This is a genomic window from Cellulomonas sp. EB106-03-03-XG116 (assembly GCF_058792015.1).
In genome coordinates, this window is sequence record NZ_JBYTEP010000026.1 from 1 (window position 1) to 16,827 (window position 16,827).

At 75.2% G+C, this 16,827-nt stretch carries 15 protein-coding genes and 1 pseudogene; 14 read left to right on the plus strand and 2 right to left on the minus strand.

All coding sequences use genetic code 11. From position 1 onward, the window contains the following. Positions 1-418: 418 nt before the first annotated feature. The 12 genes and pseudogenes from AC3WUG_RS11145 to AC3WUG_RS11200 form a co-directional block, all read left to right on the plus strand. Positions 419-1,195, plus strand: a complete 777-nt coding sequence (locus AC3WUG_RS11145) for a cell division protein FtsQ/DivIB (RefSeq protein WP_492327720.1) — start codon at positions 419-421, stop codon at positions 1,193-1,195. Positions 1,196-1,336: 141 nt separating this feature from the next. Further along, entirely contained in the window at positions 1,337-2,590 is a 1,254-nt protein-coding gene (gene ftsZ, locus AC3WUG_RS11150) for a cell division protein FtsZ (RefSeq protein WP_166944191.1), read from the plus strand. 4 nt (positions 2,591-2,594) lie between these two features. Beyond that, positions 2,595-3,356 (plus strand): purine nucleoside phosphorylase YfiH/LACC1 family protein, encoded by a 762-nt coding sequence (locus AC3WUG_RS11155; protein ID WP_492327721.1) that lies wholly within the window; start codon positions 2,595-2,597, stop codon positions 3,354-3,356. Positions 3,357-3,479: 123 nt separating this feature from the next. After that, positions 3,480-3,965 (plus strand): cell division protein SepF, encoded by a 486-nt coding sequence (locus tag AC3WUG_RS11160; RefSeq protein ID WP_492327722.1) that lies wholly within the window; start codon positions 3,480-3,482, stop codon positions 3,963-3,965. A 24-nt stretch (positions 3,966-3,989) separates the two neighbouring features. Next, a complete protein-coding gene (locus AC3WUG_RS11165) occupies positions 3,990-4,280 on the plus strand; it encodes a YggT family protein (protein ID WP_147793780.1) in 291 nt (96 codons plus the stop codon). A gap of 157 nt (positions 4,281-4,437) precedes the next feature. Beyond that, positions 4,438-5,094 (plus strand): DivIVA domain-containing protein, encoded by a 657-nt coding sequence (locus AC3WUG_RS11170; protein WP_492327758.1) that lies wholly within the window; start codon positions 4,438-4,440, stop codon positions 5,092-5,094. Positions 5,095-5,217: 123 nt separating this feature from the next. Further along, positions 5,218-5,670, plus strand: coding sequence for a TraR/DksA family transcriptional regulator (locus AC3WUG_RS11175; RefSeq protein WP_492327759.1), 453 nt, complete (start codon positions 5,218-5,220; stop codon positions 5,668-5,670). A gap of 95 nt (positions 5,671-5,765) precedes the next feature. Then, positions 5,766-6,479, plus strand: coding sequence for a signal peptidase II (locus AC3WUG_RS11180; protein WP_492327723.1), 714 nt, complete (start codon positions 5,766-5,768; stop codon positions 6,477-6,479). Beyond that, entirely contained in the window at positions 6,472-7,407 is a 936-nt protein-coding gene (locus AC3WUG_RS11185) for an RluA family pseudouridine synthase (RefSeq protein WP_492327724.1), read from the plus strand. The genes AC3WUG_RS11180 and AC3WUG_RS11185 overlap by 8 nt, the downstream gene beginning before the upstream one ends. 78 nt (positions 7,408-7,485) lie before the next feature. Beyond that, positions 7,486-11,064, plus strand: coding sequence for a DNA polymerase III subunit alpha (gene dnaE, locus AC3WUG_RS11190; protein WP_492327725.1), 3,579 nt, complete (start codon positions 7,486-7,488; stop codon positions 11,062-11,064). A gap of 134 nt (positions 11,065-11,198) precedes the next feature. After that, the gene (locus AC3WUG_RS11195; protein ID WP_492327726.1) at positions 11,199-11,540 is read left to right on the plus strand and encodes an ArsR/SmtB family transcription factor; all 342 of its coding nucleotides are present in this window, start codon (positions 11,199-11,201) and stop codon (positions 11,538-11,540) included. 31 nt (positions 11,541-11,571) lie between these two features. Continuing rightward, positions 11,572-11,994: pseudogene (locus AC3WUG_RS11200) on the plus strand (SRPBCC domain-containing protein); the annotation flags it as partial. A 323-nt stretch (positions 11,995-12,317) separates the two neighbouring features. Here AC3WUG_RS11200 and AC3WUG_RS11205 read toward each other — a convergent pair. Beyond that, a complete protein-coding gene (locus tag AC3WUG_RS11205; RefSeq protein ID WP_246855135.1) occupies positions 12,318-12,536 on the minus strand; it encodes an RNA-binding S4 domain-containing protein in 219 nt (72 codons plus the stop codon). A 64-nt stretch (positions 12,537-12,600) separates the two neighbouring features. Here AC3WUG_RS11205 and hisD point away from each other — a divergent pair, with 64 nt between their 5' ends. Both hisD and AC3WUG_RS11215 read left to right on the plus strand, forming a co-directional pair. Further along, positions 12,601-13,923: a histidinol dehydrogenase gene (hisD, locus tag AC3WUG_RS11210; protein ID WP_492327727.1), complete on the plus strand. Its 1,323-nt coding sequence runs from the start codon at positions 12,601-12,603 to the stop codon at positions 13,921-13,923. Positions 13,924-14,098: 175 nt separating this feature from the next. After that, a complete protein-coding gene (locus AC3WUG_RS11215; protein WP_492327728.1) occupies positions 14,099-14,521 on the plus strand; it encodes a hypothetical protein in 423 nt (140 codons plus the stop codon). Between the two features lie 48 nt (positions 14,522-14,569). Here the strand turns inward: AC3WUG_RS11215 and AC3WUG_RS11220 are convergent, their stop codons facing one another. Continuing rightward, a complete protein-coding gene (locus tag AC3WUG_RS11220; protein WP_492327729.1) occupies positions 14,570-16,759 on the minus strand; it encodes a RecQ family ATP-dependent DNA helicase in 2,190 nt (729 codons plus the stop codon). Positions 16,760-16,827 lie beyond the last annotated feature (68 nt).

Consider the following 16,827-nt stretch of genomic DNA (forward strand, 5'->3'; position numbering starts at 1 on the left):
CCCCCCCCCCCCCCCCCCCCCCTCCACAACAAAAAAGCCCCCCCCCTAGATCAGGCGCCATGTCTCGTGGGCTCGGAGATGTGGAGAAGAGACAGCGCCGCAGCCGCCGCGCCCCGCGGCGCCGCGGCCGGCCCCGGCGCGCCGTCCCGCGCCCCGGGCCACCCCGGACGCCGGCGACGCGACCGCTCCCACGGCGGCGGTCCCGTCGGCCGCCCGGCCGGCGACCCCGCCGGCGGGTGCCGCAGCGGCCCCGCGCCCGGACGGCCGCCCGGCCGCGCCGCGCGCAGGCGCCGCCCGGTCTGCCGGTGCCCCGCGCACCGCCGAGACGCCCGCGACCCCCGCGGCGCCCGGCCGCCGCCGCACCTCCGGCTCCGCCGCCCTCGCCCCGCGCACCGGCGCGTTCCCCGTCCGGCCCCCGGTGGTCAGCCAGGGGTCGGCCGCGCGGTTCGCCGAGCGCGCCCGCGCCCGCCGGCGGCTTGCCTGGCGGCAGATCCTCATCGCCGCGGGCTCGGTGGTCGTCGTCGGCGCCCTGGCCTGGCTCCTCCTGCTGTCCCCGGCGCTCGCCCTCGACGCCGAGCAGGTGCGGGTCACCGGCGCGGGGACCGTCGTCGCCGTCGACCAGGTGCGGGACGTGGTGGACGACGAGGCGGGCACGCCGCTGACCCGGCTGGACACCGCCGCGCTGCGCCAGCGCCTGCTCGACGTGCCCGGCGTCCGCGACGCGGCCGTCACCCGCGACTGGCCGCACGGCCTGGCCGTGCAGCTGGAGTCCCGCGAGCCGGTCGCGGCGGTGCCCGAGGCGTCCGACGTCGCCCAGCACGCCGACGGCGACGACGCGACCGGGCCCGGCTACGCCCTGGTCGACCAGGACGGCGTCAAGGTGGGCCGCGCGGACGCGCCGCCGGAGGGCCTGCCGGTCGTCGAGGTGCCCGTGGGCGAGGCGCGGATCCTGTCGGCGGCGCTCGGGGTGCTCGAGGCGCTGCCCGAGGACCTGCTCGCGGCCATCGGCCAGGTGTCGGCCGGCACGCGGGACACCGTGCGGTTCACCCTGCGCGACGGCGCGACCGTCGAGTGGGGGAGCGCGCAGGACTCGGCGCTCAAGGTGGCGGTCCTGCAGGCCCTGCGCGCGGCGCCCGAGACGGCGGGGTCGGCGCGGTACGACGTGTCCGCGCCGACGATGCCGGTCGTCGGGTGATCCCGGCCCGACACGCGCGCACGGGTCGTTGAACGACCCCCGCGCGCCACATACCGTCACCCCTAGACAGAACTGACATAACTATAACCCTCAACTTGAGGGTGAAGGTTCGTCGACATCGCGAGACGAGAGGCACCCACCGTGGCAGCTCCGCAGAACTACCTGGCGGTCATCAAGGTCGTCGGCATCGGTGGTGGCGGCGTGAACGCCGTGAACCGCATGATCGAGGTCGGCCTCAAGGGTGTCGAGTTCATCGCCATCAACACCGACGCCCAGGCCCTGCTCATGTCCGACGCGGACGTGAAGCTCGACGTCGGCCGCGAGCTGACCCGCGGCCTCGGCGCCGGCGCCGACCCCGAGGTCGGCAAGAAGGCCGCCGAGGACCACGCGGAGGAGATCGAGGACGTCCTGCGCGGCGCCGACATGGTCTTCGTCACCGCGGGCGAGGGCGGCGGCACCGGCACCGGCGGCGCGCCCGTCGTGGCCCGCATCGCCCGCTCGCTCGGCGCGCTGACCATCGGCGTGGTGACGCGCCCGTTCACGTTCGAGGGCCGCCGCCGCACCGTGCAGGCGGACTCCGGCATCGAGGCGCTGCGCGCCGAGGTCGACACCCTCATCGTGATCCCGAACGACCGCCTGCTGTCGATCTCCGACCGCTCGGTGTCCGTCCTCGACGCGTTCCGCTCGGCCGACCAGGTGCTGCTCTCCGGTGTGCAGGGCATCACCGACCTCATCACCACGCCGGGCCTCATCAACCTCGACTTCGCGGACGTGAAGTCCGTGATGCAGGGGGCGGGGTCGGCCCTCATGGGCATCGGCTCGGCCCGCGGGGAGGACCGCGCGGTCCAGGCGGCCGAGCTCGCGATCTCCTCGCCGCTGCTCGAGGCCAGCATCGACGGCGCCCACGGCGTGCTGCTGTCCATCCAGGGCGGCTCGGACCTCGGCCTGTTCGAGATCAACGAGGCCGCGCGCCTGGTGCAGGAGGCCGCGCACCCCGAGGCCAACATCATCTTCGGCGCGGTCATCGACGACGCCCTCGGCGACGAGGTGCGCGTGACCGTCATCGCGGCCGGCTTCGACGGCGGCGCCCCGGTGGTCCGCCGCGACGCTCGCGGGCTCGGCCAGGTCTCCGCCGGCGGCGGCGGCCAGGCCGCGCAGCAGGCGCCCGCGTCGATCCCGCCGGCCGCGGCCGTGCCGACGACCACCGCGGCGCACGCCGCCGTCCCGCCGCGCCCGGTCGGCCCGGACGAGGAGCGCCGCCAGGCCGCCGAGGTCCCCGCGTTCCTCACCCCGGACCAGGCCGGCACGAGCCAGCTCGAGGTCCCGCGGATCTTCGAGGAGGAGGTCGCCCGCCGCAAGGAGGACGACCTGGACGTCCCCGACTTCCTCAAGTAGCCGCGTGCCGCTGCCGGTCCTCGGGGTCGACCTCGGCCCGGGCGTCCGCGCGGGGTTCACCACCCGCGCGGGCGGCGTGAGCGCGCCCCCGTGGGACGAGCTCGACCTCGGGCTGCTGGTCGGCGACGACCCGGCGCACGTGCGGGAGAACCGCGCGCGCGTCGCGGCGTGGGCCGGCGCCCCGGTCGCCTGGGCCACCCAGGTGCACGGCGCCGACGTGCACGTGGTCGGCGGCCCGGGGGACGCGGCGACGGACTCGGTGGGGGAGGCCGACGCGCTGGTGTCGGCCGTGCCCGGCACCGCGGTCGGCGTGCTGGTCGCGGACTGCGTCCCCGTGCTGCTGGCCGACGCGCGGGCGCGGGTGGTCGGCGCCGCGCACGCCGGGCGGCGCGGCCTCGCGGCCGGCGTCGTCCAGGCGGCCCTCGGGGCCATGGTGGACCGCGGCGCCGACCCGGGCCGGGTGCGGGCCGTCGTCGGCCCGGCGATCAGCGGCGCGCGGTACGAGGTGCCCGCCGCGATGCGGGACGAGGTCGACGCGCTGGTCCCCGGCACCGCCTGCACGACCGACGCGGGCACGCCCGGGCTCGACCTGCCGGCCGGCGTGGCCGCGGTGCTGCGGGCGGCCGGGGTCGGCGACGTGCGCGTCCCGGGCTGGTACACCGACGCCGACCACCGGTTCTTCTCGCACCGGCGCGCCCAGCGCGCCGGGACCACCACCGGGCGGTTCGCCGGGGTCGTCGCGCTCGCGGAAATGCCGGGTGAGTGATATGTCCGGAAATTGCTCCGAGGACACGCCGACACGCCGCGTGTCGCACCGCGTGCGCATCCCGGCGCATTGCTAGCGTGACGGCGCAGGAGATGTGAGCAATTCGGGGATGGAGTGATCGCGATGGCCGGTGCGCTGCGCAAGACCATGCTGTACCTCGGGCTTGCCGACGACCGGGGCGAGCACGACCAGTACGTCGACGAGTACGACGAGCCGGAGGCGACGGTGGGACAGGACTACGAGGCCGAGGTCACGCCGCTGCGCCGCGAGCCGGCGCCGGAGCGACCCGTCGCCGCCGCGGCCCCCGCGCCGCGCCACGACGGCGAGGTGCGGCGGATCACCACGATCCACCCGCGCTCGTACAACGACGCGCGCAAGATCGGCGAGGCGTTCCGCGAGAACACGCCGGTGATCATGAACCTCTCCGACATGGACGACGCCGACGCCAAGCGGCTCGTGGACTTCGCGGCGGGCCTGATCTTCGGCCTGCACGGCGCCATCGAGCGGGTGACCAACAAGGTCTTCCTGCTGTCGCCGCAGTCGGTGGAGATCACCGGTGACGGGCGTGCCCCCGAGGCCTCCCGCGCCGGCTTCTTCAACCAGAGCTGACGAGGATCGGGGAGACTGGGACGCGTGACCCTCGTCCTCGGCCTGCTGCAGATCGTCGTCCTGGCCTTCATCCTGGTCCTGCTCGTGCGCCTCGTCCTCGACTGGGTGCAGTACTTCGCGCGGGACTGGCGCCCGCGCGGTGCCGCGCTCGTGGTCGCGGAGATCACCTACTCGGTGACCGACCCGCCGCTGCGGGCGCTGCGCCGGGTGATCCCGCCGCTGACCCTGGGCTCCGTGCGCCTGGACCTGGCGTTCCTGGTCCTCATGCTCGGCTGCTCCTTCCTGCTCTCGCTGCTGGGCGCGCTCGCCGCATGACGCGGCCCCGCGCGCAGCACGCCGGCCCGGTGGCCGGCACCCGCGCACGCCCCGCCGACCGGGTCGCGTGCACAAACCGGAATGTCCGCTACGGTGGCCCGAGGTGGTCGGCGGACTGCCACCGGCTCGACCCAGTACGACCGAAGAGGTGACGACGATGGCACTGCTCACAGCAGACGACGTCCTGAACAAGAAGTTCCAGGCGACGAAGTTCCGCGAGGGGTACGACCAGGACGAGGTCGACGACTTCCTCGACGAGGTCGTGAACACCCTCCGGGAGACCCAGAGCGAGAACGAGGAGCTCAAGGCCAAGCTCGCCGCGGCCGAGCGCCGGATCGCCGAGCTGAGCCGCCAGGGGGCGCAGGCCGCCCAGGCGCCGAAGCCCGAGGCCGAGAAGCCCGCTCCCGCCCCGGTCCCCGCCGCCGCCCCGGCACCGGCCCCGGTCGCCACCGCTCCGGTCGCGCCGCAGCGGCAGAGCGAGCCCGAGTCGGCCACCGGCATGCTCGCCCTGGCGCAGAAGCTGCACGACGACTACGTGCGCAGCGGCCAGGAGGAGGGCGACCGCATCGTGAACGAGGCGAAGGGCCAGGCCCAGCGCATCGTCCGCGAGGCGGAGGAGACCTCGGCCCGCACGCTGTCCGAGCTGGAGCAGGAGCGGTCGATCCTCGAGCGGAAGATCGACGAGCTCCGCGTCTTCGAGCGCGACTACCGGACGCGCCTCAAGAGCTACCTCGAGAACCTGCTGGGCGACCTCGACAACCGGGCCAGCGCGCTGCCGCAGCGCGGTGCCCAGGGCGCCACCCCGTCCGTCTGACGGATCGCACGCTCGTCACCCACGACACACCACGCCCGACCCCGGGCGTGGTGTGTTGTGCGTCCAGGCGGCGGGCGACTAGTCTCTGCGGACTCATCTGAGGAAAGAGGACCCGACGTGGCCATCAACGACTCGCTCGACGCGCCCGCTGCCCGCCCGCTGCCCGACCTCACGGACGCGGCCACGCGGTTCCCGGTCCGCGCCGGCGAGGAGCCCTGGACCGAGGAGGAGGTGCGCGAGGTCGCGACCGAGCTGATCAGCGAGATCGACCGCCTGACCGCCGAGCTCGCCGCCGCCGACGAGGAGCTGTCGAACCTGCTCCGCAACTCGGGGGACGGCGCGGGCGACGACCAGGCGGACTCCGGCTCCAGCGCCCTCGAGCGCGAGCACGAGCTGACCCTGGTCAACAACACCCGGGACATGCTCGAGCAGACCACCCGCGCCCTGGCCCGCATCGACGCCGGCACGTTCGGCCGCTGCGACTCCTGCGGCGAGGCGATCGGCAAGGCCCGCGTGCAGGCGTTCCCGCGCGCCACGCTGTGCGTGTCCTGCAAGCAGCGCGAGGAGCGCCGCTGACGCCTCGCGGTCGCCCGCAGCACGACGGCCCCCCGGCTCGACGCCGGGGGGCCGTCGTGCGTCCGGGGCCGCGCACGCCCGTAGACTCCTGCGCGATGTCCGCCACCTCCGGCCCCGCGGCCGACGACGCGCGCCGCGACGCCGCGTCCGCCGCGCCCGTGCCGCCCGCGTCCCAGCCCGCCGCGTCCGGGGCCGGTGCGCCCCAGGCGCCCGCCGCGACCCCCGTGGCCGTCGCGCCGGCGCGCCGCCGCCGCCTCGTCGCGACCCTGGTCGCGCTCGCCGCGGTCACGCTCGTGCTCGACCAGGCGACCAAGGCCTGGGCGCTCGCCGGCCTGGACGAGGGCGTGCGGCACCCGGTGCTCGGCGACCTGCTCGGCCTGCAGCTGCTCTTCAACCCGGGCGCCGCGCTCGGCCTCGCGACCGGCACGACCTGGCTGCTGACGATCGTCGCGATCACCGTCGTGGTGGTCATCATCCGGGTGTCCCGTCGGCTCGGCTCGACGGGCTGGACGATCGCGCTGGGCCTGCTGCTCGGCGGCGCGCTGGGCAACCTCGTCGACCGGCTGATCCGGGACCCGGGCGTGTTCATGGGGCACGTGGTCGACTTCATCGCGTACGGCGACCTGTTCGTCGGCAACGTCGCGGACATCGCGATCGTCGCCGCGGCCGGCCTGCTCATGCTGCTGTCGCTCCTGGGCGTGCGGCTGGACGGGACGCGGGAGCGGCGCGAGGACGAGGCGGAGCCGGCGGGCGACGCCGCCGACGCCGCGCCGGCCGCGGCCCCCGAGGACGGCCGCCGCGATGGCTGACGTCCGCACCCTGCCCGTCCCCGACGCCCTCGCGGGCGAGCGGGTCGACGCCGCGCTGTCCCGGATGCTCGGCCTGTCCCGCACCCGCGCGGCGGAGCTCGCCGAGGGCGGGTTCGTCCGGGTCGACGGCGTCGAGGTCGGCAAGTCCGTCCGGCTGCCCGCCGACGCGTGGCTCGAGGTCGAGCTGCCCCCGGTCGCCGAGGTGTCGACCGTGCCGACCGAGGACGACGTGCCCGCGCTGCGCGTGGCGTACGAGGACGACGACGTCGTGGTCGTCGACAAGCCGGTGGGCGTGGCCGCGCACCCGTCGCCGGGCTGGACCGGCCCGACCGTCGTCGGCGTGCTGGCGGCCCGGGGCTACCGGATCTCCACCTCGGGCGCCGCGGAGCGCCAGGGCGTCGTGCACCGCCTCGACGTCGGCACCTCCGGCCTCATGGTCGTGGCCAAGAGCGAGCACGCCTACTCGGTGCTCAAGCGGGCCTTCAAGGAGCGGACGGTCGAGAAGGTCTACCACGCGCTCGCGCAGGGCCACCCGGAGCCCACCACGGGCACGATCGACGCCCCGATCGGGCGGCACCCCAGCCAGGACTGGAAGTTCGCGGTCACGGCCGAGGGCAAGCCGTCGGTGACGCACTACGAGGTGCTCGAGATGCTGCCCGCCGCGTCGCTGTGCGAGGTGCACCTGGAGACCGGGCGCACGCACCAGATCCGGGTGCACTTCCAGGCGCTGCGGCACCCGCTGGTCGGGGACCTCACCTACGGCGCCGACCCGGCGCTGGCGGAGCGGGTCGGGCTGACCCGGCAGTGGCTGCACGCGATGCGGCTCGGCTTCGCGCACCCCGCGGACGGGCGGTGGCTCGAGGTCACCAGCGAGTACCCCGCGGACCTGGCGCACGCCCTGGAGACGCTGCGCGACGGGTACCGCTGAGCCCGAGCGGTGTGACGTCCGCCCCGGGGGCGGCGGGGCGGCCCGGGGCTGTCGGAGCCTCGACCTAGGATGGCTCGCATGGCATCAGGTGGCAGCAACGGGTCCGACTTCGTCCACCTGCACGTCCACTCCGAGTACTCGATGCTGGACGGCGCGGCGCGGGTCGGGGAGATGCTCGCGGAGGCCCAGCGCCTGGGCCAGACCGCGATGGCGATCACCGACCACGGGTACCTGTTCGGGGCGTTCGACTTCTACTCCCAGGCCAGGAAGCTCGGCATCAAGCCGATCATCGGCGTCGAGGCGTACGTCACCCCCGGGACCAGCCGGTTCGACCAGACGCGCGTCCGCTGGGGCGAGGCGCACCAGGCCGCCGACGACGTCTCCGCGCGCGGTGCCTACACGCACATGACGCTGCTCTCGCGGACCACCGAGGGCATGCACAACCTGTTCCGGATGGGCTCGCTGGCGTCGCTCGAGGGCCAGATGGGCAAGTGGCCCCGCATGGACCGGGAGCTGCTGCAGACGTACTCCGCGGGCCTCATCGCGACGTCCGGCTGCCCGTCCAGCGAGGTGCAGACGCGGCTGCGGCTGGGTCACTGGGACGAGGCCGTGCGCGCCGCGGGCGAGCTGCAGGACATCTTCGGCAAGGAGAACTTCTTCGTCGAGGTGATGGACCACGGGCTCGAGATCGAGCGCCGGACCGTCAAGGACCTCATCCGGCTCGCCGAGCAGATCGGCGCGCCGCTGGTCGCGACCAACGACCTGCACTACACGACCAAGGACGACGCGCACGCGCACGAGGTGCTGCTCGCGGTGCAGTCCGGGTCGACCCTCGACGAGCCGACGTACGACCAGGGCGGCTCGCGGTTCGCGTTCGGCGGCGACGGCTACTACGTGAAGTCCGCCGAGGAGATGCGCCGCACCTGGGCCGAGCTGCCCGAGGCGGTCGACAACACGCTGCTCATCGCCGAGCGGTGCGAGGTCGAGTTCCCGACCGGCGCCAACTACATGCCGCGGTTCCCGGTGCCCGCGGGCGAGGACGAGAACTCCTGGTTCGTGAAGGAGGTCGAGGCCGGCCTCCAGCGGCGGTACAAGGGGAACGTCCCGGACGACGTGCGCAAGCAGGCGGAGTACGAGACCGGCGTCATCGTCCAGCTCGGGTTCTCCGGCTACTTCCTCGTCGTCGCCGACTTCATCCAGTGGGCCAAGGACCAGGGCATCCGCGTCGGGCCGGGCCGTGGCTCCGCCGCCGGCTCCATGGCGTCGTACGCCATGGGCATCACCGAGCTCGACCCGCTCCGCCACGGGCTCATCTTCGAGCGGTTCCTCAACCCCGAGCGCGTCTCCTGGCCCGACGTCGACGTCGACTTCGACGAGCGCCGGCGCGGCGAGGTCATCCGGTACGTCACCGAGAAGTACGGCGACGACCGGGTCGCGCAGATCGTCACCTACGGCACGATCAAGGCCAAGCAGGCGCTCAAGGACTCCTCGCGCGTGCTCGGCATGCCGTTCGCGATGGGGGAGAAGCTCACCAAGGCGATGCCGCCCGCGGTGATGGGCAAGGACATCCCGCTGTCGGGCATGTACGACCCCGAGCACCCCCGGTACGCCGAGGCCGAGGAGTTCCGCCAGGTCGTCGCCGCCGACCCCGAGGCTCAGCGCGTCCTGGAGACCGCGCGCGGTCTGGAGAACCTCAAGCGCCAGTGGGGCGTGCACGCCGCCGGCGTCATCATGTCGAGCGAGCCGCTGATCGACATCATCCCGATCATGAAGCGGCCGCAGGACGGCGCGGTCATCACGCAGTTCGACTACCCGACGTCCGAGGGCCTCGGCCTGATCAAGATGGACTTCCTCGGGCTGCGGAACCTGACGATCCTCGACGACGCGCTGCGCAACATCGTCATGAACGGCAAGCCGCAGATCGAGCTCGACGACATCGAGCTCGACGACCGCGCCACCTACGAGCTGCTCGGCCGGGGCGACACCCTCGGCGTGTTCCAGCTCGACGGCGGCCCCATGCGGTCCCTGCTGCGCCAGATGCGCCCCGACAACTTCGAGGACATCTCCGCGGTCATCGCCCTGTACCGGCCGGGTCCGATGGGCATGAACTCGCACACGAACTACGCGCTGCGCAAGAACGGCCTGCAGCCGAACACGCCCATCCACCCGGAGCTCGAGGAGCCCCTGGCGGAGGTCCTCGACGGCACCTACGGCCTCATCGTGTACCAGGAGCAGGTGCAGAAGGCCGCGCAGGTGCTCGCCGGCTACTCGCTCGGCCAGGCCGACCTGCTCCGCCGCGCGATGGGCAAGAAGAAGAAGGAGATCCTCGACAAGGAGTTCGTGCCCTTCGAGGCGGGCATGAAGGAGCGGGGCTACTCCAGCGCGGCGATCAAGGCGGTCTGGGACGTGCTCGTCCCGTTCGCCGGGTACGCGTTCAACAAGGCGCACTCCGCCGGGTACGGCGTCGTCTCGTACTGGACGGCGTTCCTCAAGGCGAACTACCCGACCGAGTACATGGCGGGCCTGCTGACCTCGGTCGGCGACGACAAGGACAAGTCCGCGCTGTACCTCGGCGAGTGCCGCCGCATGGGCATCACCGTGCTGCCGCCGGACGTGAACTCCTCGTCCGCGCTGTTCACCGCCGTCGGCGACGACATCCGGTTCGGCCTCACGGCGGTGCGGAACGTCGGCGCCAACGTGGTCGAGGCGATCGTCCGCACCCGGGAGGAGAAGGGCGACTTCACGTCGTTCACCGACTTCCTCGACAAGGTGCCCGCCGTCGTCTGCAACAAGCGCACCATCGAGTCGCTCATCAAGGCCGGCGCGTTCGACTCGCTCGGGCACGCCCGCCGCGCGCTGCTGCTCGTGCACGAGCAGGCCGTCGAGTCCGTCATCGGCGTCAAGCGCAAGGAGGCGGAGGGGCAGTTCGACCTGTTCGCCGACCTCGGCACCGACGACGGCCCCGGGTTCTCCGTGCAGGTGCCGGACGTCCCGGACTGGGACAAGAAGCAGCGCCTGCAGTTCGAGCGGGAGATGCTCGGCCTGTACGTCTCCGACCACCCGCTGTCCGGCCTCGAGCACGTGCTCTCCGCGGCCGCCGACGTGTCGATCGCGACCCTCAACGCCGACGAGGCGCGCCCGGACGGGTCGACCGTCGTCGTCGCGGGCCTGGTCACGTCGCTGCAGCGGAAGATGTCCAAGCAGGGCAACCCGTGGGCCGCCGTGACGCTGGAGGACATGGAGGGCTCGGTCGAGATCATGTTCTTCGGCGAGACCTACCTGGCCTACTCGACCGTGCTCGCCGAGGACGCCGTCATCGTGGTCCGCGGGCGGGTGCGCCGCCGGGACGACGCCATGCAGCTGCAGGCGATGGAGGTGTCGCTGCCCGACCTGTCGGCCGTCGCGGACGCGCCCGTCGTCGTGACGCTGTCCGAGGCGCGGCTCACGCCGCCCGTGGTGGACCGGCTGCTCGAGGTGATGAAGACGCACCCCGGCATGACCGAGCTGCACCTCCGGGTGGCGAAGGCCAACGGGCGGCGCGCGCTGGTGGTCCCGAGCGACGGCTGGCGGGTCGAGCGGTCCCCGGCGCTGTACGGCGACCTCAAGGCCCTGCTGGGCCCGGGTTGCCTCCAGTCGGCGACCCCGGTCCCGGTCTGACCGACGGCACGCTCGCCGAGTCTCCGCCTCGTGCCTGCGCGGCGACCCCGTCGCGCAGGCCGGGGACGGAGACTCGGCGTGTTTAACTCTTGCGTTATATAAGCCCGGGTGGAAACATCGCAGGCGTGCAGGTGATGGACGCGTTGGGTGACCCGGTGCGGCGGCGGCTCGTGGAGCTGCTCGCCGACGGGTCGCGCCCGGCGGGCGAGCTCGCCGCGGCGGTCGGCGCCGAGTTCGGCATCAGCCAGCCCGCCGCGTCCCGGCACCTGCGCGTGCTGCGCGAGGCGGGGCTGCTCACCGTGGAGCCCGACGGCGCCCGGCGGCTGTACGCCGTCCGGCCCGAGGCGCTCGACGACGTGCAGGCCTGGGTCGGCGGCGTCCGGCGGTTCTGGGACCAGCGGCTCGACGCGCTGGCCACCGAGGTCGCGCGCGGGCGCCGGGAGCGCGACGGTGCGGACCCGGCGACCGCCGGGTGACGCGACGGGTCGAGGCGAGGGGCGGGGCGCGATGACGGGTGCGGGCGGGACGACGGGAACGGGCGGGACGCCGGGCGGGACCCCGGATCGAGCGACGGGCGCCGACGCGTCTCCGCGCACGGACGGGCCGGCGGGTGTGCGAGCGTCGGCGGGGGTCGACGACCCGCTCGGGGCGCTGCGGCTCGGCGGCGAGGCGTCGGTCACGTTCCGCCGGTGGTACCCCACGGACGCCGCGGACCTGTGGGCGGCCGTGACGACGCCGGAGCGCCTGGCGCGCTGGCTCGGGCCGGTGCACGGCGACCTCGCGCCGGGTGGCGCCTACGAGCTCCGGATGGGGGCCGACGAGCCGGGCTCCGACCAGAACGCCACCGGCGTCGTGCGGTCCTGCGACCCGCCGCGGTCGTTCGCGGTCGAGTGGTGCTTCCCCGGCGAGCGCCCGAGCGAGGTCGAGGTCCGGGTCGAGCCGGGAGCGGCGGCGGAGGGCGCGGTGCTCGTGCTCGTGCACACCCCGGCTCGAGGACGCCCAGGCGATCGGCTACGGCGCGGGCTGGCACACGTCCCTGGACCAGCTCGCGGACCACCTGGCGGGCACGGAGGTCCGCGACTGGGACGCCCGCTTCGCGGAGCTGCTCCCGGCCTACCGCGCCCTCGCCGAGCGCTGACCCCGCGCTGCCGCCCGCCGAGATGCCAGCTCTCGGCTGTGCGCGGCCGGCCTGAGACAGCCGAGAGTTGCCATCTCGGCGACGGGTCCCAGGGGGTTCGGGTCCGCGGCTCGGGTCAGCCGACCTCGGCCGAGTTGGCGCCGCGGGGGTCGTCGACCTCGACCACGTCGCCCTTGCGCAGCTGGCGGCCGCGGCGGGACTCGGGCTCGCCGTTGACCTTGACCTCGCCCTCGTCCAGCAGCGTGCGCGCGTCGGCGCCCGAGTCGGCCAGGCCGGCCAGCTTGAGGAACTGGCCGAGGCGGATGGAGTCGTCGGAGATCGGCACGATGGTCACCCGCCCATCCTGCCAGGGCCGGACCGGCGCGCTGCGCGTCCGCCCCCGCGAATAGACTCGGGTCGTGATCTCCCGCATCGACCTGCGTGGTCGCACCCTGTCCCGGCGCGAGCTGCTCGAGACGCTGCCGCGCCCCGAGCTCGACGTCGAGTCCGCCGCCGCGGCGGTCGAGCCGATCCTCGCCGACGTCCGCGCCCGCGGCGGCGCCGCCCTGCGCGAGCTGGCCGAGCGGTTCGACGGCGTGCGGCCCGAGCACCTGCGCGTGCCCGCCGACGCGATCGCGGCCTCGGTGTCCGTGCTGGACCCGGCCGTGCGCGCCGCCCTGGAGGAGACGATCCGCCGGGTGCGCCAGGTGCACGCCGCGCAGCGGCCCGCCGACCACACCGTGCAGGTCGCGCCCGGCGCCCAGGTCCGGCAGCGGTGGATCCCGGTCCGCCGGGTCGGCCTCTACGTGCCGGGCGGCCTGGCCGTCTACCCGTCGTCGGTGATCATGAACGTGGTCGCGGCGCAGGAGGCCGGCGTCGGCTCGCTCGCGGTGACCTCGCCGCCGCAGCGCGACAACGGCGGCCTGCCGGACCCGGTGGTGCTCGCCACCTGCGCCCTGCTCGGCGTCGACGAGGTGTACGCGGTCGGCGGCGCGCAGGCCATCGGCATGCTCGCCTACGGCGCGACGGGCTCGGAGCCCGCGGACGGCGACACGCTGTGCGAGCCGGTCGACGTCATCACCGGCCCCGGCAACGTGTACGTCGCCGCGGCCAAGCGCCTGGTGCGCGGAGCGGTCGGCATCGACGCGGAGGCCGGCCCGACCGAGATCGCCGTGCTCGCCGACGGCACCGCCGACGCCGACCACGTCGCCGCGGACCTGGTGTCCCAGGCCGAGCACGACCCGCTGGCGGCGTCCGTGCTGGTCACCACCTCGATCGAGCTGGCCGGCGCCGTCGAGTCCAAGCTCGTGGTCCGGGTCCAGGCGACCCGGCACGCCGAGCGGGTGGCCCAGGCGCTCACCGGGCCGCAGTCGGCGATCGTGCTCGTCGACGACCTCGACGCCGGCCTCGCGGTCGTCAACGCCTACGGCGCGGAGCACCTCGAGATCCAGACCGCCGACGCCGCCGCGGTGGCGGAGCGGGTCACCAGCGCGGGCGCGATCTTCGTGGGCCCGTACTCGCCGGTGTCGCTCGGCGACTACATGGCCGGGTCGAACCACGTGCTGCCGACCGGCGGCTGCGCGCACTTCTCGTCCGGGCTGGGCGTGCACTCGTTCGTGCGCGCGGTGCAGGTCGTGGAGTACGACGCGGACGCGCTGCGCGAGGTCGCGGACCGGATCGTCGCGCTGGCCGACGCCGAGGGGCTGCCCGCGCACGGCGAGGCGGTCCGCGCGCGGTTCTGACCGGAGCCGCCCCGACCGGAGCCGCCTCGACCGGAGCCGCCTCGACCGGAGCCGCCTCGACCGGAGCCGCCTCGACCGGAGCCGCCCCGACCGGAGCCGTCCCGACCGGCACCGTCCGCCGACGCCACCCCGGGACGTCCCGCGCGACGGCCCCGGCCCCGGCTACGGTCGGCGCATGCGCGCGCGAACCCGTCCGACCGTCCTCCTGGCGGCGCTGCTCCTCGTCGGCGCCGTGACCGGCTGCGACGACGCGGGCGGCGCGGCGTCGGGCGACGGCACGCGAACCCCGGCGGCGGCCGCCGGGCCGACGTCGTCGGGTGACGGGCGCGGCGGCACGGACGCCTCGGTGGACGCGGCGCCGTCGGCCGGCGCGAGCCCCGGCGCGGGCGCCGCCCCGGCCGACGACCCCACCCCCGGCCAGCCCTGCGAGCCCGGGTCGCACCCCGACTGCTCGGACGCGACCGGCACCGCCGGCGAGCCGTACCGGATCATCGCGGGCTACGCGGACTGCCTCGCGCTGCACGGCCCGGACGCGGCGTACGGGCTCTGCACCGACCTGGACGGCGACGACCACGCGGGCTACGCGGACGCCGGCTGACCCGCTCGACCCCCTCGACCCCCGGACCGGCGCCGGGCAGCCTCCGGATCAGCCCACGCCGAGCACGAACGGCAGCACCGCGGCCGCCCCGGCCTGCCGGAGCAGCCGCGCCGCGACCGTGAGCGTCCAGCCCGAGTCGGTGCGGTCGTCGACCAGCAGCACCGCGCGCCCCGGCAGCCCGGCCGCGGCCGCCGGCGCGAGGTCGAGCTCCAGCCGGCGCGCCACGGCCGCGAGCCGGTGCGCCGAGTTCACGTCGTGCCGGGTCGGCGGGCTGTCCGGCCGGGGCACGACCGCGCCGACCAGCGGCACGCCGAGGTGCCGGGCCACGCCCGCGGCGAGGTGCTCGACCAGCGCCGGGCGGGTCGCCGACCGGACCAGCACGACACCCTCGGGCCGGTGCTCCGGGTGCCACGCGTCGAGGGTCGCGAGCACGGGGTCCCGCAGCGCGACCGGCAGCCCGGCCTCCGGGTCGGCGTCGCCGCCGAACAGGTCGCGGAGCAGGCCGCCCCAGCCGACCGAGTCGAGCCGGGCGACGGCGCGGCCGGGCTCGGCGTTCTCCTCCGCCGGGATGCGTCCGCGCAGGTCGAGGCCGAGCGTCGCCATGCCGGTGGGCCACTGCCGTCGCGGGTCGACCGCGACGCCGGCCGTGGTCAGCAGCGCCTGGGCGCCCGCGACGTGCTCGGCGTCGGGCGCGACGCCGACGGCGGTGCCCGTGCACCGGTCGCACCGCCCGCACCGCCAGGCCTCGCCGGCCGGACCCGCGAGCTCCGGGTCGTCCAGCGCTCGCCGCAGGTGCGCCATCCGGCAGCCCTCGGTGGTGACGTAGTCGACCATGAGCTGCTGCTCGGCCTTGCGGGTCGCGGTGACCCGGTCGTACCGCTCGGCGTCGTAGGACCACGCCTCGCCGGTGCCCTCCCAGCCGCCGCGCACCCGGCGGACCGCGCCGTCGACGTCGAGGACCTTGAGCATCTGCTCCAGCCGGGACCGGCGCAGGGACACGTGCGTCTCCAGCGCGGCGGTGGACAGCGTGCCGCCCTCCCGCAGCGCCCGGAGCGCGGCGCGCACGTCGTCCTCCGGCGGGAACGCGGTCGAGGCGAACCACTCCCAGATCGCGCGGTCCTCGCGGCCGGGCAGCAGCACCGCGGTCGCGCGGCCGCCGACGGCCTCCGCGGCGCGGCCGGCGCGGCCGACCTGCTGGTAGTAGGCGATGGGGGAGGACGGCGCCCCGACGTGGATCACGTAGCCGAGGTCCGGCTTGTCGAAGCCCATGCCCAGCGCCGACGTCGCCACGAGCGCCTTGACCCGGTTCGCGAGCAGGTCCGCCTCCGCCACCTCGCGCTCGGCCGGGTCGGTCTGGCCGGTGTACGTCCGGACGTCGAGGCCGGCGGCGCGCAGGTGCTCGGTGACCTGCTGGGCCGCGGCGATCGTCAGGCAGTAGATGATCCCGGAGCCCTCGAAGGCCGGGAGGTTCTGCGCGAGCCAGGCGAGCTGCGCGGCGGTGTCGGGGAGCCGCACGACGGACAGGTCGAGGCTGGACCGGTCGAGCGGGCCGCGCAGGACCAGGACGTCGTCCCGCACCGCGGTGCCCAGCTGCTCGGCCACGTCGGCGGTCACCCGCGCGTTCGCGGTCGCCGTGGTCGCGAGCACCGGGATGCCGTCGGGCAGCTCGCCCAGCAGGGTGCGGATCCGCCGGTAGTCCGGGCGGAAGTCGTGGCCCCAGTCCGAGATGCAGTGCGCCTCGTCGATCACGACCAGGCCGGCGTCGGCCGCGAGCCGCGGCAGCACCTCGTCGCGGAACTGCGGGTGGGTCAGCCGCTCCGGGGAGACGAGGAGCACGTCCACCTCGCCCGCGGCGATCCGCGCGTGCACCTCGTCCCACTCGGTGACGTTGGCGGAGTTCAGCGTCGCGGCCTTGACGCCCGCGCGCTGCGCGGAGGCCACCTGGTTGCGCATGAGCGCGAGCAGCGGGGACACCAGCACGGTCGGCCCCGCCCCGCGCGCCCGCAGCAGGGCGGTCGCGACGAAGTACACGGCCGACTTGCCCCACCCGGTGCGCTGCACGACGAGCGCGCGCCGGTGGTCGCTCACGAGCGCGTCGATCGCCCGCCACTGGTCGTCCCGCAGCCGCGCGTCGTCCCGGCCGACGAGCCGGCGCAGGACGGCCTCCGCCTCCTCGCGCAGGGCGGCGCGCTCGGCCGCGTCGGGTCCGGTCGGGGCGTTCTGGTCCACGGAAGTCATCGCCCCCGACCCTAGCCACCGCCGCCGACACCCCGCCGCCCCGCGGCCGCCGCCTGTGGACGACCGGC